The sequence below is a fragment of the Arenimonas sp. genome, from assembly GCF_044348765.1.
GTDB lineage: Bacteria > Pseudomonadota > Gammaproteobacteria > Xanthomonadales > Xanthomonadaceae > Arenimonas.
On the sequence record NZ_JBIKSE010000034.1, the window covers coordinates 1 to 19282 of the forward strand.

Genomic DNA, 19282 nt, shown 5'->3' on the forward strand with positions numbered 1-19282 from the left:
TTTTCATGGCCGAAAGCCGAGGATTACGGACGCGCGTTCAAGGCTTCTTCATCACGGGCTTTCGGCATCAGATCCTGTTTGGTGACGCCCAGCATGAGCAGGAGCGGACAGGCCACGAAAATCGAGGACAGGGTGCCGATGACAATACCGAGAATCTGCGATTCGGCCATGCCCTTCAGCGAATCACCGCCGAAGAAATACAGCGCAAGGACAGTCAGCAAAGCCACAAAGGAAGTAATGATGGTGCGCGACAGCGTCTGGTTGATTGACCGGTTCATCACTTCAAGCGGCGACAGCTTGTGCAGGGTTTTGAAATTCTCACGGACACGGTCGAATACCACGATGGTGTCATTGATCGAATAACCCATGACCGACAGCACGCCGGCTAGCACGGCAAGATCGAATTCATGCCCGGACAACGCGAACCAGCCGGCTACGAGCACGACGTCATGCAAAGTGGTGATGATGGCGGCGATGGCGAACTTCAGCTCGAAGCGGATCCAGACATAGGCCAGGAATCCGATGACCACGAAGATCAGGGCCTGCAGACCGCTTTCGGCCAGCTCCTTGCCGACCTGAGGTCCGACATAGTAATAGTCGCGAAGGACTGCCGGGTTTTCTGCGCTCTGCACGGCAGTGACCACGGTGCTGCCATCGATACGCTTGCCGCTTTCCTGGGCCTGCATGCGGATGACCACTTCATTGGATGAACCGATGACGCGCACCTGGGCACCCTTGAAGCCGGCCTGCTCCAGCTTGCTACGCAGTTCGCCGACCTCCACGGTTTTGCTGAACTGGACTTCGGTTTCATAACCACCGGTGAAGTCCAGCGCGAAATTGAAGCCTTTGAATACCATGCCGCCGATGGCGACGAACATCACGATAGCGGCAAGCGCAACCGAAATGGCGCGGATGCGCATGAAGTTGATATTGCTGTTCGGGGGAAAGAGTTCCACTGTATGCTCCGTATGATCAGACCGAAACCGTCTTCAACTTGCGCCGACGGCCGTAGATCAGGGTGGCAATGGCCCGCGACACGGTCACTGCCGTGAACATCGAGGTCAGAATGCCGATGATGAGGGTAATACCGAAACCACGGATCGGACCGGAACCGAAGGCCGCCATCGCGATGCCGCCGAGCAATGCGGTCAGGTTGGCGTCGACGATGGTGCCGCTGGCCTTTTCATAACCGGCGGCAATACTTGCCAGTGGCGTATTGCCAATACGCAACTCCTCACGGATACGTTCGTTGATCAGCACGTTGGCATCTACCGACATACCGACCGTCAAGGCGATGCCAGCGAATCCGGGCAAGGTCAGCGTGGCGCCGAACATCGACATTACTGCAACCACCAGCAGCAGATTCAGCACCAATGCCAGGTTGGTGATGATGCCGAACATCTTGTAGTAAATGACGAAGAAGATCAGCACGAATACGAACGAGAACTGCACCGCTTTAACGCCGCGCTCGACGTTCTCGGCACCGAGGCTCGGGCCGATGACGCGCTCCTGGGCAAAATCCATCGGGGCCGCCAGGGCGCCCGACTTCAACTGCTTGGACAATCGATCTGCTTCCTGCGGATCCAGGCCGGTGGTCTGGAAATCTTTACCAAACACGCCCTGGATGGTGGCTGAGCTGATGACGTCTTCATTGATTTTGATACTGCGCACTTCAACACCGTCGACCTTGCGGGTTTCCGGAATGCGTTCGACGTAGACCACGGCCATATTCTTGCCGACGTTGTCGAGGGTATGGTTGAACATGCGCTTGCCGCCGGCGGTATTGAGCTTGATGCTCACCATCGGCTGGCCGTTCTCGGGATTGGTGCCTGGCGTGGCGTCGACCAGCTGATCACCGGAAACGATGACGCGACGCGACAGCAGGATCGGGATGCGGCTGCCGTCCGGATTGGTTTCGCGCATGAAATACAGGCGTGCTTCCGCCGGCACGATGCCGGAGCGCTGCGCCTCGGAAGCAGCAGCCATATCGCCGATCATGGCACGGTATTCCAGGGTTGCGGTGGCGCCGATGATGTCCTTGGCTTCCGCGGTATCCTGCACGCCCGGCAGCTGCACGATGATGCGGTTGCTGCCCTGGCGCTGGATGACCGGCTCCGACACGCCGAGCGCGTCGATACGGTTACGCAGAGTGTTGATGTTCTGGTCGACGGCACCATCGGCAATGAGCTTGGCTTCCGCAGCAATCATGCTGACGTTCAGGCCAATACCCTGCGCTTCGGGCGTATCGATGGCAGCCAGTGCCAGAAAGTTTTTTGCCAACAGGGTCCGCGCCTTGTTGCGGTCAGCTTCGGTCGCAAAGTTAATCCGGATGCCGGCAGGCGTGGAGCTTACGTCATAACCCGATATCCTGGCTTCACGCAGTGCCGCACGGACTTCCTCGGCGTAGGCATTGCTGCGCTTATCAAGCGCGGCCTGTTGGTCGACCTGCATCAGGAAGTGTACACCGCCCTGCAAATCGAGACCGAGCGTCATCGGTTTGGCACCCAAACCATTCAGCCAAGCCGGCACGGTTGAAGCCAGGTTCAGTGCTGCTGTGTAGCGTACGCCCAGTTCCGGGCGGATGATATCGGCGGCTTTGATCTGATCTTCCGGATTGGCTAAACGCACCATGACATCGCCGTTTTCAACAGCGACACCGACTGGAGTGATGCCATTGCTGGTAAGCAGGGCTTCGATACGGCCGCTCAAGCCGGTTTCGAGCTCACCGCGGTTGACGCTGATCTGCACCGCCGGTTGCTGCGGGTAGATGTTGGGGAGGGAATAAATGACGCTCGCAAGCAAGACCACTGCGATGAGCGCATACTTCCATTTCGGAAATTCAAGCATGACGGAACCCGGAGCCTGACGGCTCTCAAAGAGGAATTAGGCAGACTTCAAGGTGCCTTTGGGCAACACTGCGGTGATGGCATTCTTCTGAACCTTGATGACTACACCATTAGCGATTTCGACACCGACGAAGTGCTCTCCGAGATCGTCGACCCGGCCGGCAACGCCACCGGCGGCAATCACTTCATCACCTTTCGACAGGCCGGCCAGCAGCGCACGGTGTTCCTTGGCGCGTTTCATCTGCGGACGGATGGCCATGAAATAGAACACGGCGAAGAACAGCACCATCATCACCAGCAGCGACATCGGGCTGCCCTGTTGGGCGGGCGCGGCCTGGGCGGCGGCGGGCGAAATGATCAAGTCGAGCAGGGACATGGCGTAAATCCTTGATTGAAAGCGAAACAATGGGCAATTATGACATAACTGGGTGCGGCCAGCAGGCTTTTCAAGGCTGTCTACGTTGCCGGTAGAAGTCCTCGCGGAACGCTGCGTAGGCATTATTTTCAATGGCTTGCCGGATTTCCCGCATCAGCTGCTGGTAGTAATACAGGTTGTGTATGGTGGCTAGCATCGAAGCCAGGATTTCATTGCAGCGGTCCAGATGGCGCAGGTAGGCCCGGGTGAATCCGTGCGTGCAGGTGTAGCAAGCGCATCCGGGCTCGATCGGCGACAAATCCTTGTCATAACGGGCATTGCGGATGCGCACCTGGCCCTGATGGGTGAAGTAATGGCCGTTGCGGGCATTACGGGTCGGCATCACGCAATCGAACATGTCGATGCCGCGGGCCACCGCCTCCACGATGTCCTCCGGCTTGCCGACGCCCATCAAATAGCGCGGCTTGTCTTCGGGCAGTTGCGGACAAATGGCTTCCAGCGTCTGTTCCCGCTCATGCGCGGGCTCACCGACTGCCAAGCCGCCAACGGCATAGCCATCGAATCCGATGACCTGCAAGCCTTCGGCAGAGGCCGTGCGCAGATGCGGATACACCCCGCCCTGCACGATGCCGAACAGTGCCGCGTCATTGCCTTCATGCGCTTTTTTTGAGCGTTCGGCCCAACGCAGCGACAGCTCCATGGATTTGCGCGCAACGATCTCGGTCGCCGGATACGGCGTGCACTCGTCGAAAATCATCACGATGTCGGATCCGAGCACGCGCTGGATCTGCATGCTTTCTTCCGGACCGATGAAAACCTTGGCCCCGTCCACCGGCGAGGCGAAGGTCACGCCCTGTTCGGTGATCTTGCGGCGCTTGGCCAAGGACCAGACCTGAAAGCCACCAGAATCGGTCAGGATCGGTTTCTGCCATTGGGTAAAGCGGTGCAATCCTTCATGCGCTTCGATAACCTCAAGTCCCGGGCGCAGATAGAGATGGAAAGTATTGCCAAGAATGATCTCGGCGCCCGTGGCGAGGATGTCCTCCGGCTTCATGGCCTTGACCGAACCGTAAGTGCCGACCGGCATGAATGCCGGGGTCTGGATGGTTCCGCGCGGAAAGCTCAGCTCGCCGCGACGGGCCAGGCCGTCCTGACCGGTTTTGCGGAAACGCATGCGGCTCACGACATAGCCCCGGGATACAGCAACATGGCATCACCGTAGGAGAAGAACCGATACTGCTGGGCGACCGCATGCCGGTAGGCTGCGAAAATGCGATCCTTCCCGGCAAAGGCCGAGACCAGCATCAACAAGGTACTTTCCGGAAGATGGAAATTGGTAATCAGGGCATCGATGCTGCGGATCCGGTAGCCCGGGAAAATGAAGATCTGGGTATCGCCGGCAAACGGTTTGACCGTACCATCGACGATGGCGGTTTCAAGTGCCCGCAGCACGGTGGTGCCGACCGCAATGACGCGGCCGCCACGGGCTTTGGTGGTGGCAATTTGCGCGCATAATTCAGCCCCCACATTCAACCATTCACTGTGCATGACATGATCTTTCAGATGTTCTGCACGCATGGGCTGGAAGGTGCCGGCACCTACATGCAAGGTGATGTGGCCAATCTGCACGCCATTGACCTGCAACTGCGCCAGCAGCGCTTCATCGAAATGCAGGCCCGCCGTCGGAGCCGCTACTGCACCGGCATGGCGGGCGAATACAGTTTGATAACGCGTGGCGTCATCCGCATCAGCATCACGCTGGATGTAGGGTGGCAAGGGCATGCGACCAAGCCGGTTGAGCAGGACCTCGATCGGCTCCTCGGTTTCAAAACGCAGGCGGTAGAATTCCTTTTCTCGACCCAGTACGGTCAACAGCGTACCGTCTGTCAGGGTGATACCGCTCCCTGTTTTTGGGGATTTCGAGGCACCGACCTGCGCGCGCACGCACTGGTCCGGCAGAAGACGTTCAATCAGGATTTCAACCTGACCGCCGGTTTGCTTCTGGCCGTAGAGACGTGCCGGAATGACACGGGTATCATTGAATATCAGCAAGTCACCGGCCTGCAACAGTTCCGGTAAGGCACGAAAATACCGGTCCTGAAACGGGGCTTCACCCGGGGGCACCAGTAGCAGCCGGGAATCACTGCGATCGGGTAATGGCGCTTGGGCGATCAGCTCGGGTGGCAAATCGAAGTGGAAATCGGATTTTTTCATAAGACTCCAAAATAGGCACCTATTGTAGCCTAAGTCGTTGATTTACCGATAGAGGGGTTACGGTGGCAAAACCCGCATGATAAAATTGCGTTTTGCATAATGCTGTCCGGCAGCTGGAGCACCCCATGACCATTCTGGATATTCTTTCCCCGCTGCGTAGCCGTTCTGGCGCCGTCCGTACCCAAGGCCTCGATGACACCACCCTGCTGCGTCTGTCAGCACAATACCCGGATCTGCTGACTGCTGCCGAGCGGGCTGCTGAGGCCTATCCGGCACTGGCTGCGGAATTTCCGGAACTGATCGACGCCGACGAGCAGGTGCAGATCGATGCCACCCAGGCCGGCTTCGTTAATTTCTACCCGGATGATGCTATCAACCCCTATGTGGCCATCGCCGCCTGCGGCCCCTGGGTCATTACCCTCAAAGGCCGCGTGCTGCATGATTCCGGTGGCTACGGCATGCTCGGCTTCGGCCACACCCCGCAGCCGGTCATCGATGCCATGGCCAAACCGCAGGTGATGGCCAACATCATGTCGCCGAGCCTGTCCCAGTTACGCGTGGTGCAGGCCCTGCGTACCGAAATCGGCCACCGTCGCGGCGGCTGTCCCTATGCCAAATTCCTGACCCTGAACTCGGGTTCGGAATCGGTTTCCCTGGCCGGGCGCATCGCCGATACCAACACCAAGTTGATGATCGATCCAGGCGGACGCCATGCCGGCAAGCGCGTCAAACGCATTGCCATGAAGGGCGCTTTCCACGGACGTACCGAACTGCCCTGCCTGTATTCCGATTCCTCGCGCAAGGCCTATGCCGAAAATCTGGCCAGCTGGAAGCACCACGAGAACCAACTGATTACCATCGAACCCTATTCCATCGAAGGCCTGAAACAGGCGTTTGCCGATGCCGATGCCAACGGCTGGTACATCGAAGCGATGTTCCTCGAGCCGGTCATGGGTGAAGGCGACCCGGGACGCGCGGTGCCCCCGGAATTCTATGCTGTGGCACGCGAACTGACTGCGGCGCACGGCACCTTCCTGCTGATCGACTCCATCCAGGCTGGTCTGCGCGCGCACGGCGTACTGTCGATTGTGGATTACCCGGGTTTCGAAAATCTGGAAGCGCCGGACATGGAAACCTATTCCAAAGCGCTGAATGGTGGCCAGTATCCGCTCTCGGTGTTGGCTGTGAACGCACGCGCCGCCAAAACCTATGCCAAAGGCACCTACGGCAACACCATGACCACCAACCCGCGCGCCATGGACATTGCCAGCACCGTGCTCGGCCAGCTGACTCCGGAACTGCGCGATAACATCCGCCAGCACGGCAAGGAAGCCGTGGAAAAACTCAATGCGCTGAAAGCTGAACTCGGCGGCTTGATCACCAAAGTGCAAGGCACCGGACTGCTGTTCTCCTGCGAACTAGACCCAATCTTCAAATGCTATGGCGCAGGCTCCACTGAAGAATTCATGCGCGAACGCGGCATCGGTGTGATTCATGGCGGCACCAACTCGCTGCGCTTCACCCCCCACTTCGGCATCACCAGCGGTGAACTGGATCTGGTCATTGAACACATTCGCTTCGCGTTGCTCAATGGTCCACGCAGAAAAGAAGCAGCCGCAGCCTGATTTAGGGATTCGATATCGCCGACAGGAAACCGTCTCATGACGGCTTCCTGGGTTGATGAATTACTGAGACTGGGAACTGATCGAACCGATGATGGCGAATGCCGCCATGACGATCATTGGCAGCCAGGTCAGTACCATGCCCCAGAACCGGCCCTTCGAATAGCCGGAATTGTGGCTGACGCCCCAGGCATGGATGATGCGCGAGAACAGGAAGGTGCCGCCGAGCACATGGATCAGGTAGGGCGGGAATCCGGTCAGCTCCAAGGAACCCAAAAGAATCAAGGCCAGCGGCATGTTCTCGGTGGCATTGGCATGCGCCCGCACGCGCATCTGCAATTCCATGTTTTCACCATGGCCAAGACCGATTTTGTGCTCACGCCGCCACTTGACCACGCGCAAGGCCAGAAAAATAACCAACAAAGTACAAAGTCCGGCATACATCATCGAAATCATGGCAAGCTCCTTTACAGTGAATACGCCAGCCAGTTGGCCTGGTCGTGGGTGGTGGTGTAGCGGCCTTTGTCGTCGCGGCTTATTTTGGAAACCGCCATTTCGGCATCATGGGTGAAAAACAGCATCACGTCTCGAGCCAGCATATCAGCCAGAAAGGCTTTCTTCTCGTCAATGACCAGTTCGGCGTTACGATCGTAGCCCATGGTGATGGGCAGATGCACCCAGGCGCGGCCTGGAATCAAATCGGCACAGAACACGACACTGCCGTGCTCACCACGGATTTCCGCCAGCATCAAGCCGGGGGTATGGCCATCAGAATGGTGAAAGCGCACGCTCTCGCCCAAAGCCGGGGTAAAATCACCGGCCACCAATTCCAAACGACCGCTTTCGGCCAGCAAGGCGTTCAATTCCGGAATAAAGCTGGCGCGATCGCGCGGATGCGGATCTTGTGCGCGCTGCCAATGTTCACTGCCCACCACAAACCGAGCATTGGGAAACAGCAAGCGCGGTGGCTGACCTTCCGCCCAAGAGGCGAGTAAACCGCCAGCATGATCAAAATGCAAGTGCGAGAGCACCACCACATCAATATCGGCATCGCTCAACCCGATGCGGGCAAGCTCTTCCAATAGAACGTGACTGCTTTCCTGAATACCGTAGCGTTCGCGCAGCTTCGGCTCGAAGAAAGCCCCGACACCGGTTTCGAAAAGCACCCTTTTGCCATGGATGCCATCGACCAGCAGCGCCCGGCAGGCCAGGTCAATCCGATTCAGGTCATCGACGTCGACCCATTTTTCCCACATCGCTTTCGGAGCGTTACCGAACATGGCTCCGCCATCGAGCTTTTGTGAATTTCCCAACAGGGACCAAGCTTTCATGGCTTCACCTTTGATTTTACTTCGATGACCTTTCCCGAGCCGACCGGATTGCGCGGATCGCTGCCGGTGCTCAGCAGATTGCCGGACTTATCCCAACTGACGGTCTGCAGATTGCCCCAAGCATCACTGGAGCGTCTGCCATCCGGCGCATCTTCCGGAGTATTCAGCGTATGTCCCATCGCGCGTAAAGCCGCCGCCACATCGGCCGGCAGCGCATTGCGCTCGGTCGACAGTGCGTCCGGCATCCACTGATGGTGGTAGCGCGGCAAGGCCGCAACCGATTGCGCATCGAGCCCATCGGCATAAGCGAGTGCACCGAGCAGAACCATGGTGATGATCCGGCTGCCGCCCGGCGTTCCAAGAACCGCGACACGGTCCTTCGATTCCATGAAGGTCGGCGTCATCGAGCTCAGCATGCGCTTGCCAGGTTGTGGCGCATTGGCTTCATAGCCCATGACCCCGAAGGCATTCGGCGTTCCGGACTTCAGGGCAAAATCATCCATCTCATTATTGAGCAACACACCGGTTCCAGGCGGAATCAGTCCGGAGCCGAACAACAGGTTGACCGTCTGGGTTCCCGCGACCCGATTGCCCTCGGCATCGATGATGGAAAAGTGGGTGGTGTCCTCGTCTTCCAGCGGGGTCTGGCTTCCGGACAGCATGTCACTTGGCGTGGCTTTGCCGGGATGAATGGTGGCGCGCAGTCCCGCGGCATATTCGGGACTGACCAACGTGCGCTGCGGCACCTTCACGAAATCCGGATCACCGAGATAAAACGTCCGGTCACGGAAGGCGCGGCGCATGGCCTCGGTGACTAAGTGGGTGCGCTGGGCCTGGGTCAGTGCCTTGAGATCCCAAGGCTCCAGCATCTGTAACATCTGTGCTAGGGCGATACCACCGGATGACGGTGGCGGCGCGGTAACAATCTGCCAGCCATCGTATTCGAAACGGATCGGCCTGCGTTCACGGATACGATAGGCGGAAAGTTCCTGTGCACTCCACTCACCGCCCTCGGCCTTGACACCGGCCAGCAGCTTGGCAGCGACCTCACCTTTGTAGAATCCGTCATGACCTTTCTCAGCCAGCAGCGTGAGGGTCCTGGCCAGATCAGGCTGGCGCAGCACCTCGCCCTCTGCAGGCGGGGTGCCGTCGACCAGAAATACCCCACGGGTTCCGGAATAGCGCTCCATCACCTCACGGCGTGCCATGTAGCCGTTGGCCAGGCGGGCATACACCGGAAAGCCATCACGGGCGATGCGGATGGCCGGATCCAGCGAAACCGCCAGGGGCAGACGCCCGTAATGATCCGCCAGATGCACGAGACCTGCCGGCAGACCGGGAATGCCGGCAGACCATGGACCGTTGGTTGCACGGTCACGGTTCAACGCACCTGTAGCATCCAGATACTTATCCGGCGTTGCCGAAGCCGGCGCGGTTTCTCGGGCATCGATGAATCGGTCATGTCCGGATTTTGCCTCATGCAGCAGAAAGAAACCGCCGCCACCCAAACCGGAACTGATCGGTTCGACTACCGAAAGCGTGGCCGAAACCGCAACCGCCGCATCGAAAGCATTGCCGCCCCTGGTCAGGATTTCCAATCCCGCATCGGTTGCCAAATAGTGCGCGGAAGCCACGGCATACTGATGCGGCCGCGAAGACGACGTGACTTTGGCCGCCAGCAAACCCGGCAGCAACAGTAATCCCAACAGCAGATGGCGGGTTTTCATGCACTTTCTTCCTGAAGGCGAAGGAGTTTCAGCAACAATTGCTGCTCGGTTTCCGCATGGGCTGGATCCTTGTCGATGCATTCGACCGGACAGACCACCACGCACTGCGGCTCATCGAAATGGCCGACACATTCAGTGCAGCGCTCGGGGTGGATGATGTAAATCTCTTCACCCTGAGTAATGGCCTGATTCGGGCAGGCCGGTTCACAGACATCACAGTTAATGCACAGGGAGTTGATCAGGAGTGCCATAGTGCTAAACCAAAGCGGCCCGGCAAAGCCGAGCCGCGTTCGGAGATATGGTAGCGATTACTGGACTTCTTCGAACAGGAAGCCGCCGCCGGCGGCTTCAACCGAGGCTTTCACACGCTCGGCATCTTCCGATTTGCCGATGAACAGCACGTGCGAGCCGCTCAACGCGGTCGGGACCGCTCCGGTGAAGGCTTCGACGATGAAGTCGGCCATGGTTTTGCTGTCCGGCGAACCGAACACGAGCAGGTTACCCTTGGTCACGGTACGTTCGATGGCCGGCTTGACCACATCCATCTGGCGGGTATAGGGACTCGATACTTCCGGGTTCTTCGGATCGTTGTCAGCCGTCTTGCTGTTCATTGGCAGGAAATAGGGAATCGTGCGGTCGGACACTACTTCCTGGTATTCCTTCTTCACCGCGACCGAGCTGAGGTACTGTTTCCATGCATCGCTGTCCTCGGTAGTGGGAACCGCAACTACGGCGGGCGCTTCAGCTTTGCTTTCTTTCTCTTCTTTCTTGCCGCAGGCCGAAACGGCCAGACTCAGTAGCAGGACGGAAGCAATGATGATTTGACGAGACATAGGAACACCTCAGGTTAATGTGTTGTGGATTGGTTCCATTTGGCCGCCAATGCCGATTGCACATTGGCCGGAACAAACTCGGAGACATCACCGCCCAGACGCGCGACTTCGCGCACCAGAGATGATGAAATAAAACTGTACTGCTCGGATGGTGTCAGAAAAACGGTTTCTGCATCCGGAATCAGATGGCGGTTCATGCTGGCCAGCTGGAATTCGTACTCGAAATCCGAGACCGCACGCAGACCGCGCAGAAGCACGCCGGCCTTGACCTCATCGACAAACCGCGCCAATAGACCGTTGAATCCGAGCACACGGATGTTCGGATAATCCCGGAGTGAATACTCCGCCATGGCCACGCGCTCTTCCAGACTGAATGCCGGCTGCTTGTTCGGACTCTGTGCCACCGCAAGAATCACCGTATCGAACAGCAAGGACGCCCTGACTACCAAATCGACATGTCCGTTGGTAATCGGGTCGAAGGTGCCGGGATAGACCGCTGTCCGGTGGGTATTTTGGCGCATGCAGGGCTCGAATCAGTGACCGCCGATAGTGTATCAGCCAATGACAGGTTTATGCCATTGCGCCAGCAAATACTTGGAATGCCTGGATTTTCCGAATTTTTCCGAAAGCAATCCAGGCGGCAGCTCCAATTCAGAGTCAATACCGGTTTCAATAAAGACCCAGGCCCCATCGGAAAGCATCGGCAACAGAAGCGGCCAAAGTTTTGGCCAGGGCGCGTCGGCAAAGGGCGGATCGAGGAAGACACCGTCGAATTGCTGGTCGGCATTCGCCGACAGCCAAGTCAAGGCATCGACCTGGATGATCCGCATCCCGGCGACCTTTAAACGTTCCTGACTGGCGCGCAGACTGGCTGCGGTTATCGCGTCACGTTCAAGCAGAACCACTTCAGAGGCTCCCCGTGAGGCCGCCTCAAAGCCGAGGACACCCGAACCGGCGAAACCATCCAAGACCTTCCGGCCGGCAAGTTTCATGGCCAGCCAATTGAACAGGGTTTCACGGGTACGGTCGGCCGTGGGTCGCAAACCGTCACGCTCGGCGACCGGCAATTTCGAGCCGCGTAGCGTACCGGCTATAATGCGGACATGGCCACGCCCTGTAGTTTGCACGCACTGCCTCCCTATTTTCCGTATCTTCGCCTATTGTGACGCAGAATCGCCTTATGTTCGATTTTTTGAAAAAAAAGCCCAAGCCCAAAACCGTCAAGCCGGAAGCCCTGGAGGGAATCGATACCGCGGAAGTCATTCTGAGCACACCGGAAGCGGTCAAGCAGACGGTCGGAAAAAGTCTTTTTGCCCGAACTTTCGGCAGCCTGTTTTCGCGCAACCCGAAGCTCGACCCCGATTTTCTTGACGAACTGGAAACCGCACTGATCAGTGCCGATGTCGGTGTCCGTGTCAGCGGCGAAATCATGATGGACGTCCGCAAGCGCTTCAAAGCACGCGAGTATCCCGACACCGGAGCCCTGCTTGACGATCTTCGCCAGCGCCTGCTTGTCATTCTTCAACCGGTCGCGCAACCGCTGCGTATCGATGCGTCGGTCAAGCCCTTTGTCCTGTTGACCGTCGGCGTCAACGGAGTCGGCAAAACCACCACCATCGGCAAGCTGGCCCGACGCCTGCAGGGCGAAGGCCATAGTCTGATGCTGGCCGCCGGCGACACCTTCCGCGCCGCCGCCGTCGAACAGCTGCAGATCTGGGGCGAACGCAATGGCGTAACCGTCATCGCACAAGGCCAGGATGCCGATCCGGCGTCGGTCGCCTTCGATGCCTATCAGGCGGCACGCTCACGCGGTTTTGATATTCTCATCGCGGACACCGCCGGCCGTCTGCACACGCAGACCCACCTGATGGCGGAACTGGCCAAGATCAAACGGGTGATTGCCAAGATTGACGGCGCCGCCCCGCATGAGGTACTGCTGGTCATCGATGGTACAACCGGCCAGAACGCCATCAACCAGTGTCGCGCTTTCCACCAAGCGGTCGGTGTTACCGGACTGGTCGTAACCAAACTGGATGGCAGCGCCAAGGGCGGCGTGCTGTTCGCGCTGGCCCGCGAATTCGGCATCCCGATCCGTTTCATCGGACTGGGTGAAAAGCCGGAGGATCTGCGTGAATTCGATCCAGTCGCCTATGTCGATGGCCTGCTGCCGCAGCACCGAGAATGACCGTATCCAATTTTGCAGCACGGCTGTTGGCATGGCATCGTAAGCATGGCCGGCATGATCTGCCCTGGCAGCATCCACGCACACCTTATCGGGTCTGGCTTTCGGAAATCATGTTGCAGCAGACGCAAGTGCAGACAGTCATTCCTTATTTTGAAAATTTTCTGCGGCAGTTTCCACACTTGCCGGATCTGGCCGCGGCGCCAGCCGAAGCGGTCATGAAGGCCTGGGCCGGATTGGGCTATTACTCGCGTGCACGCAATCTGCACAAAGCCGCACAGCACTGCATGGCATATCATGCCGGGGCTCTGCCGGATGATTTCGATGGTCTGCTGGCCCTGCCCGGCATCGGCCGCTCCACAGCAGGCGCCATTCTCAGTCAGGCTCATGGTAGCCGTCACGCGATCGTTGACGGCAATGTAAAGCGGGTATTGACGCGGCACTTCGCCATCACCGGTGATGCCGGCAGTAGCGCTGTCGACAAGCGACTCTGGCAACTGGCGGAATCCTTGCTGCCCGAAACCCATTTGGCCGATTACAGCCAAGCCATCATGGATCTCGGTGCCACCGTCTGTAGCAGCCGGAACCCGAAATGCACTGCATGTCCGATTGCCCAAGACTGCCAAGCTCTGGCAGCCGGCACCGTCCTGAACGCTCCGGGGCGCAAGCCTGCGAAGTCGGTTCCCGAGCGCGAAACCTATGTTGTGTTGGCGCGATGCCGAACTGGCGCAATCCTTCTGGAACAGCGTCCGGATCACGGCATCTGGGGTGGCCTGTATTCCTTGCCGGAAGCTGATGATTCTGGCCGGGCAGTGGCTATCGCGCACCGCTACATCACCGCCAAGAAACCGGCAACGGTTTCGCTACCCGCTTTTAAACATCTCTTCAGTCATTTCAGACTGAACATCCACCCTGTTCTCTTGGATGGCTGTACGGCCAAATCACATATCGAGGATAATGACCGCATGCGTTGGGCCACGCCCGATGACCTGTCCAAGCTCGGCCTGCCCGCCCCTATACAAAAACTGCTGAAGAGACTGCCATGAGCCGCACTGTTTACTGTAAAAAAACAGGAATTGAAACCGAAGGCCTGGATTTCGCACCCTGGCCGGGGGAATTGGGCAGGCGTGTCTTTGAACACATCGGTAAGGCTGCCTGGGGCGAATGGCTGGCGCATCAGACCATGCTAATCAATGAAAACCGCCTGTCGCCGCTGGACCCCAAGCACCGGACCTTTCTGCAGGACGAAATGCAGAAATTTCTGTTCGAAGGCGGCGCAGACAAGCCCGAAGGCTATTCGCCGCCCTGAATCAATCCGAGGTTTTTGCCGCCTTGGCGGCCTCCCGCTGGCTTTTCTGAGCGGCTTTCATGGCTTTTACATCAACCGGTCGGATTTCCAGAATCTGGCAGCTGCGTCCACCGATGCGAAGCGCATCGAATTTCGCACTCAGCCTCGATGTCTGATTCTCCACACCGATGGCCATGGCTGTCGGAAGATCCGGACAGAAATCCTCGATTTCGACCAGGTAGGCGCGGTTCATCGATTCATACAGCAACACGGTATGGCGGCCCAGCGGTTCAAAGTCGTAACTGCGGGCGAAGGCTACGCTGGATTTCGGCTCGCCGGCAAATCGGGTGACGAATGCATGGCGCTGCTCCATTTTGCTCATCCGTTCGGACGCGCGGTCCTGAGCGCCGGCGTTGCTGGCAACAGCAGCAATCAGCAACAGTGTCCATTTGAGATTCATGGCAGACTCCTTGATTATCGGTGCAGACCATCAACCCTAGCAAAATCGACCGGATTTCGCCACGCGGCCGGCATCCGCATTCAGGGCAGCGTCAGCCGCACGGACTTGCGGAAAACCACCCAAGGCTCTACAATGAGGGCTTGAAAGTGCATGCACTTCGGCCAATTAGCTCAGTTGGTAGAGCAAGGGATTGAAAATCCCTGTGTCCTTGGTTCGATTCCGAGATTGGCCACCACCCATCAAAAACCCCGCCTCGGCGGGGTTTTTCGCTTCCGTGCAAGCGTCCGGATACCATACGGAGGCTTCTCGGTCCAATACCGTCAAGGCCTCCATCACATCGATGCCGTAGTGGCGATGGTATAGTTGAACAGATTTCACAGGAGCCCATAATGCCGAGCCGTCTCTTCCGTGTTTTTGCCCCGGTGGTTCTACTGAGCGCCTGTGCCAGCGGTCCGACCCTCCGCTATTTCCCCCCTCAGGCCGTCCTCAAGGAATTGCAGCAGCAGCCCAACGGCCAGTGGCAAGCCCAGATCCGGATTCAGAATTTCAGCACCGGCGCAATGGATTTCAGCGAGATCCGTCTGAAAATCCAGATCCAGGACGAACGTTGGCTTGAACTCAGCGGCCCTGCGACCCTCAATATCGGGGCCAGCAATGCCGAGGTATTGAGCTTGAATGCCCCCTTTAGTCCGGACACCCTCCGCGTCATCCAGGAGCGACAGGATAAAGTGCAACCGCTGCGCTACCGTCTGGAAGGGAGTCTGCGTAGCCGTGATCCAAACCGTACTTACCCGCTCACCTACGAAGGCAGGGTGAATCCCGCTCCCGGCCTTTCCGGCGTTTACCGATAACCCTCTGGACCCTTCATGAACACCTATAAAGCTCCGCTGAATGATATGAAATTCGTGCTGTTCGATGTGCTGAACGCCGAAAAAACCTATACCGATCTGGAATTCAACCAAGCCGACCGCGAACTGCTCGATGCCGTTCTGGAAGAAGCCGCGAAGTTTGCCGAAACGGTACTGGCACCGATCAACGGCAGCGCTGACGAGGAAGGCTGCCATCATGACAAGAGCACCGGCGCCGTGCGCACGCCGGCTGGATTCGCCGAAGCCTATCATCAATTCGTTGATGCCGGCTGGAACGGACTGAGCGCCCCCGAAGTCTTTGGTGGTCAGGGACTACCGGAAAGCATCGCCTGCGCCTTCAAAGAAATGATCGATGCCGCCAATCTCAGCTGGGGCGCCTATCCTTTGCTGTCACATGGTGCGGTTGAAGCCCTGAAGCACTATGGCGATGCCTGGCAGCAGAAGGTATTCCTCAATAACATCGTGGCCGGACGATGGACCGGTACCATGTGCCTGACCGAACCGCATTGCGGTTCCGATCTGGGCCTGCTGAAAACGCGAGCCACACCGAATGCCGACGGCACCTTCGCCGTTACCGGAACCAAGATCTTCATCACCGGCGGCGAGCACGACCTGACCGACAATATCATCCATCTGGTGCTGGCACGCCTGCCCGATGCGCCGCCGGGCGTCAAAGGCATTTCGCTGTTCATCGTTCCCAAAATCGACGTCGATGCCGATGGCAACCTGCTCCAGCCCAATGCAGTCCGCTGCGGATCGATCGAACACAAGATGGGAATCAAGGGCTCCGCCACCTGCGTGATGAATTTCGACGGCGCCCGCGGCTGGTTGATTGGCGAGGCGAACCGCGGCTTGAATGCGATGTTCATCATGATGAATTCCGCCCGTATCGCGGTCGCCCTGCAAGGACTCGGGTTGATCGACCGTGCTTACCAGAACGCCCTCGCCTATGCCAAGGATCGCCTGCAGATGCGCGCCGCCACCGGGGCAGCATTTCCGGAAAAACCGGCCGACCCGATCATCGTACACCCCGATGTGCGGCGGATGCTGCTGACCTGTAAAGCCTTGGCTGAAGGCGGACGCTGCCTGGCCTATCAAGCCACCCTGCAGATCGACCGTGTCGATCATGCCCGCGATGCCGAGCAAAAAGCCGATGCCGAAATGATGCTGGGTTTCCTGACCCCGATCGTGAAAGCGGCCCTGACCGAATGGGCCAATGAATGCACCTACCACGCCCTGCAATGTTTCGGCGGTCATGGCTATGTCCGCGAATGGGGCATGGAACAGCTGGCACGGGACGCCCGCATCACCACCATCTATGAGGGCACCACCCAGATCCAGGCGCTTGATTTGATCGGTCGCAAGACCCTGCATACCGATGCTGCCGGCATGAGACGCTTCATCGGCCAGATCGAAGCGTTCTGCGCCGCCAATCCCGACAGTGAGTTCCTGCCGGCGCTGCAATCCTCGGCCCGCCTGTGGTCCGACATCACCACTGAAATCGGCCAAGCAAGCAAAGACGATCCCGATGCACTGGGCTCAGCCGCCTTCGATTACCTGTTCCTGTCGGCATACGTCTGCCTCGCGTATTGGTGGGCGGAGATGGCCCGTGTTGCCGTGGCCGGCGGCGATGCCGAACGGGCTCGCGCGAAGACCGAGACCGCACGTTTTTATTTCGAACGCATCCTGCCACGGACATTGCAACATGCCGCCGCCATCCGCAACGGCAGCCACAGTCTGATGGCCCTGGACAGCGCCTTGTTCTAATGCAGCCGATTGCAGACGAAAAAAGAGCCGCGATGCGGCTCTTTTTTCGTTGGTCGGGACGGCGGGATTCGAACCCACGACCCTTTGCCCCCCAGGCAAATGCGCTACCAGGCTGCGCTACGCCCCGTTCAAGTCCGTATTATAACGCAAGGCACCGGACTCAGCCGAGCAGTCGCAGGATTTCTTCAAGATCGGTCTTCAATGCCTGTATGGCATGGGCATCGATCGGCGCGGCCTGATCACGACGACCGCCGCCTTCCAGGCGCAGACGGGCACCGCCGATGGTGTAACCCTGATGGTAGAGAAGGTCGCGGATTTCCCGCACTTTCAGCACATCATGATGCTGGTAATAGCGGCGGTTGCCTCGGCGCTTGACCGGATTCAAGGTCTCGAACTCGGTTTCCCAATAGCGCAGGACATGCTGTTTGACGTCGCACAGTTCACTGACCTCACCGATGGTGAAGTAGCGTTTCGGCGGTATCGGCGGGAGCTCTTTATTACTGCCCGGATCCAGCATAATTTTCTACGCGCTCTTTCAGTTTCTGACCAGGACGGAAGGTTACCACCGTGCGCGCGGTGATCGGAATTTCTTCACCCGTTTTCGGATTGCGGCCCGGGCGTTGGTTCTTGCGGCGCAGATCGAAATTTCCGAAGCCCGAAAGCTTCACTTGCCGTCCGGATTCCAGCGCGCCGCGCAGTGTGTCGAAGAACATGTCGACAAATTCTTTCGCTTCACGCTTATTGAGTCCGACTTCTTCGAACAAACGATCCGCCATTTCCGCTTTGGTCAATGCCATAAAGTAAACCTCTGTATCGATATTAAATTCAGCCGCGCAACACGGCTTGGCAGTCCTTGGCCAATGACGCCAACACCTGAGAAATCGAGGTTTCGATTTCCAAGTCGTTTAGAGTGCGCGAATATTCATGCAAAATCAAGCCTATAGCCAGACTTTTTGAGGATTCGGCCAGGCCGGCACCGCGATAGACGTCGAAAAGCACCGTGGATTGCAGACGATCGCCGAGTGTTTTCCGCACGCAGGCCTCGATTTCGGCCCAGGCGACCGACTCCGGAACCACCAACGCCAAGTCACGCCGGACGCTGGGGAAGCGCGAGACAGGCTGAGCCGAAGGCAAGCCACGCGCTGGCAAGGCCGACAGATCCACTTCGAAGGCATAGACATCGCCTGGCAGGTCCAACGCTTTGTTCAAGGCCGGATGCAGAGCGCCGACCAGACCGATATCCTTGCCGTCGACCTCGATGACGGCGGATCGACCCGGATGCAGGTAGGCGGTCTGTGCCGGACGGTAATTGGCTTGGAAGCCAAGACGTGCCAGGGCGGCATCGACGGCGGCACGGGCATCATAGAAATCGACCGCGACCGCTTTGCCACTCCACTGCTCGGCTAGAGCCGGGCCGCAGATTACCGCAGCCAGGCATTGGCGTTCCAGCGGCGCCTGCTTAGCTTGCGCGGTGAATACACGGCCGATTTCGAACAGACGCAGGCGGGCCTGCTGGCGGGCGGCATTGGCGGTCAGCGTACTGACCAGCCCCGGCAACAGCGAGGTCCGCATCACAGCCAGCTCGGCACTGAGCGGATTAGCCAAGGCCAACGCATCGGTTTGCAGCTGCCAGGTGTCCAGCAACGCGGCCTCCACAAAGGCGTAATTGATGGTTTCCTGGATATCGAGCGCAATCAGCTGACTGCGCAGGGCCGATTCATCGAGCGATGATTCGCTTCTGGCCACTAATGGCACTTCGCCACTGGG

At 58.4% G+C, this 19282-nt stretch carries 20 protein-coding genes, 2 tRNA genes and 2 pseudogenes; 7 read left to right on the forward strand and 17 right to left on the reverse strand.

Annotated features, from left to right (window positions below):
• Nucleotides 1–23: 23 nt before the first annotated feature.
• From secF to queA, 5 genes are all read right to left on the reverse strand, one after another.
• Nucleotides 24–920: a protein translocase subunit SecF gene (secF, locus tag ACIQ0Q_RS06560; protein ID WP_395772165.1), complete on the reverse strand. Its 897-nt coding sequence runs from the start codon at nucleotides 918–920 to the stop codon at nucleotides 24–26.
• Between the two features lie 52 nt (nucleotides 921–972).
• Entirely contained in the window at nucleotides 973–2847 is a 1875-nt protein-coding gene (secD, locus tag ACIQ0Q_RS06565; protein WP_395772146.1) for a protein translocase subunit SecD, read from the reverse strand.
• Between the two features lie 36 nt (nucleotides 2848–2883).
• Nucleotides 2884–3222, reverse strand: coding sequence for a preprotein translocase subunit YajC (gene yajC, locus ACIQ0Q_RS06570; protein WP_395772147.1), 339 nt, complete (start codon nucleotides 3220–3222; stop codon nucleotides 2884–2886).
• A gap of 70 nt (nucleotides 3223–3292) precedes the next feature.
• On the reverse strand, nucleotides 3293–4405 hold the full coding sequence (gene tgt / locus ACIQ0Q_RS06575) for a tRNA guanosine(34) transglycosylase Tgt (RefSeq protein ID WP_395772148.1): 1113 nt from the start codon (nucleotides 4403–4405) through the stop codon (nucleotides 3293–3295).
• The gene (queA, locus tag ACIQ0Q_RS06580; RefSeq protein ID WP_395772149.1) at nucleotides 4402–5436 is read right to left on the reverse strand and encodes a tRNA preQ1(34) S-adenosylmethionine ribosyltransferase-isomerase QueA; all 1035 of its coding nucleotides are present in this window, start codon (nucleotides 5434–5436) and stop codon (nucleotides 4402–4404) included. Before queA ends, tgt begins: the two co-directional genes overlap by 4 nt.
• 125 nt (nucleotides 5437–5561) lie before the next feature.
• On the opposite strand from queA, the gene ACIQ0Q_RS06585 reads away from it, so the two are divergent.
• Entirely contained in the window at nucleotides 5562–7061 is a 1500-nt protein-coding gene (locus ACIQ0Q_RS06585) for an aminotransferase class III-fold pyridoxal phosphate-dependent enzyme (protein WP_395772150.1), read from the forward strand.
• Between the two features lie 60 nt (nucleotides 7062–7121).
• Here ACIQ0Q_RS06585 and ACIQ0Q_RS06590 read toward each other — a convergent pair whose 3' ends face one another.
• Genes ACIQ0Q_RS06590 through ACIQ0Q_RS06620 form a run of 7 tightly spaced genes read right to left on the reverse strand, consistent with a single transcriptional unit; the run spans nucleotide 7122 to nucleotide 12076 of the window.
• A complete protein-coding gene (locus tag ACIQ0Q_RS06590; RefSeq protein WP_395772151.1) occupies nucleotides 7122–7514 on the reverse strand; it encodes an MAPEG family protein in 393 nt (130 codons plus the stop codon).
• Between the two features lie 11 nt (nucleotides 7515–7525).
• The gene (locus ACIQ0Q_RS06595; protein WP_395772152.1) at nucleotides 7526–8389 is read right to left on the reverse strand and encodes an MBL fold metallo-hydrolase; all 864 of its coding nucleotides are present in this window, start codon (nucleotides 8387–8389) and stop codon (nucleotides 7526–7528) included.
• Complete coding sequence (ggt, locus tag ACIQ0Q_RS06600) at nucleotides 8386–10116, reverse strand: gamma-glutamyltransferase (protein ID WP_395772153.1); 1731 nt, start codon at nucleotides 10114–10116, stop codon at nucleotides 8386–8388. The genes ACIQ0Q_RS06595 and ggt overlap by 4 nt, the downstream gene beginning before the upstream one ends.
• Entirely contained in the window at nucleotides 10113–10367 is a 255-nt protein-coding gene (locus tag ACIQ0Q_RS06605) for a YfhL family 4Fe-4S dicluster ferredoxin (RefSeq protein WP_395772154.1), read from the reverse strand. Before ACIQ0Q_RS06605 ends, ggt begins: the two co-directional genes overlap by 4 nt.
• Nucleotides 10368–10424: 57 nt before the next feature.
• A complete protein-coding gene (locus ACIQ0Q_RS06610) occupies nucleotides 10425–10949 on the reverse strand; it encodes a hypothetical protein (RefSeq protein ID WP_395772155.1) in 525 nt (174 codons plus the stop codon).
• A 14-nt stretch (nucleotides 10950–10963) separates the two neighbouring features.
• Complete coding sequence (gene coaD, locus ACIQ0Q_RS06615) at nucleotides 10964–11470, reverse strand: pantetheine-phosphate adenylyltransferase (RefSeq protein ID WP_395772156.1); 507 nt, start codon at nucleotides 11468–11470, stop codon at nucleotides 10964–10966.
• 33 nt (nucleotides 11471–11503) lie between these two features.
• Nucleotides 11504–12076, reverse strand: coding sequence for an RsmD family RNA methyltransferase (locus ACIQ0Q_RS06620; protein WP_395772157.1), 573 nt, complete (start codon nucleotides 12074–12076; stop codon nucleotides 11504–11506).
• Nucleotides 12077–12252: 176 nt separating this feature from the next.
• Here ACIQ0Q_RS06620 and ftsY point away from each other — a divergent pair.
• From ftsY to ACIQ0Q_RS06635, 3 genes and pseudogenes are all read left to right on the forward strand, one after another.
• Nucleotides 12253–13134 (forward strand): annotated as a pseudogene (gene ftsY, locus ACIQ0Q_RS06625) (signal recognition particle-docking protein FtsY); the annotation flags it as partial.
• The gene (gene mutY / locus ACIQ0Q_RS06630; protein WP_395772158.1) at nucleotides 13131–14177 is read left to right on the forward strand and encodes an A/G-specific adenine glycosylase; all 1047 of its coding nucleotides are present in this window, start codon (nucleotides 13131–13133) and stop codon (nucleotides 14175–14177) included. The pseudogene ftsY and the gene mutY, both read left to right, overlap by 4 nt.
• Nucleotides 14174–14440, forward strand: coding sequence for an oxidative damage protection protein (locus ACIQ0Q_RS06635; protein ID WP_395772159.1), 267 nt, complete (start codon nucleotides 14174–14176; stop codon nucleotides 14438–14440). The genes mutY and ACIQ0Q_RS06635 overlap by 4 nt, the downstream gene beginning before the upstream one ends.
• Nucleotide 14441: 1 nt before the next feature.
• Here the strand turns inward: ACIQ0Q_RS06635 and ACIQ0Q_RS06640 are convergent, their stop codons facing one another.
• Nucleotides 14442–14879: a DUF6491 family protein gene (locus ACIQ0Q_RS06640; protein ID WP_395772160.1), complete on the reverse strand. Its 438-nt coding sequence runs from the start codon at nucleotides 14877–14879 to the stop codon at nucleotides 14442–14444.
• Nucleotides 14880–15038: 159 nt separating this feature from the next.
• On the opposite strand from ACIQ0Q_RS06640, the gene ACIQ0Q_RS06645 reads away from it, so the two are divergent.
• The 3 genes from ACIQ0Q_RS06645 (at nucleotide 15039) to ACIQ0Q_RS06655 (ending at nucleotide 17515) form a co-directional block, all read left to right on the forward strand.
• Nucleotides 15039–15114, forward strand: a tRNA-Phe gene (locus ACIQ0Q_RS06645).
• A 154-nt stretch (nucleotides 15115–15268) separates the two neighbouring features.
• The gene (locus ACIQ0Q_RS06650) at nucleotides 15269–15730 is read left to right on the forward strand and encodes a hypothetical protein (RefSeq protein ID WP_395772161.1); all 462 of its coding nucleotides are present in this window, start codon (nucleotides 15269–15271) and stop codon (nucleotides 15728–15730) included.
• Nucleotides 15731–15745: 15 nt separating this feature from the next.
• The gene (locus ACIQ0Q_RS06655; RefSeq protein WP_395772162.1) at nucleotides 15746–17515 is read left to right on the forward strand and encodes an acyl-CoA dehydrogenase C-terminal domain-containing protein; all 1770 of its coding nucleotides are present in this window, start codon (nucleotides 15746–15748) and stop codon (nucleotides 17513–17515) included.
• 50 nt (nucleotides 17516–17565) lie between these two features.
• Here ACIQ0Q_RS06655 and ACIQ0Q_RS06660 read toward each other — a convergent pair.
• The 4 genes and pseudogenes from ACIQ0Q_RS06660 to ACIQ0Q_RS06675 all read right to left on the reverse strand — a co-directional run.
• Nucleotides 17566–17642, reverse strand: a tRNA-Pro gene (locus ACIQ0Q_RS06660).
• Between the two features lie 33 nt (nucleotides 17643–17675).
• Nucleotides 17676–18032: a MerR family transcriptional regulator gene (locus ACIQ0Q_RS06665; protein WP_395772163.1), complete on the reverse strand. Its 357-nt coding sequence runs from the start codon at nucleotides 18030–18032 to the stop codon at nucleotides 17676–17678.
• Nucleotides 18013–18312, reverse strand: coding sequence for an integration host factor subunit alpha (locus ACIQ0Q_RS06670; protein WP_395772164.1), 300 nt, complete (start codon nucleotides 18310–18312; stop codon nucleotides 18013–18015). Before ACIQ0Q_RS06670 ends, ACIQ0Q_RS06665 begins: the two co-directional genes overlap by 20 nt.
• Before the next feature lie 28 nt (nucleotides 18313–18340).
• Nucleotides 18341–19282: pseudogene (locus tag ACIQ0Q_RS06675) on the reverse strand (phenylalanine--tRNA ligase subunit beta); the annotation flags it as partial.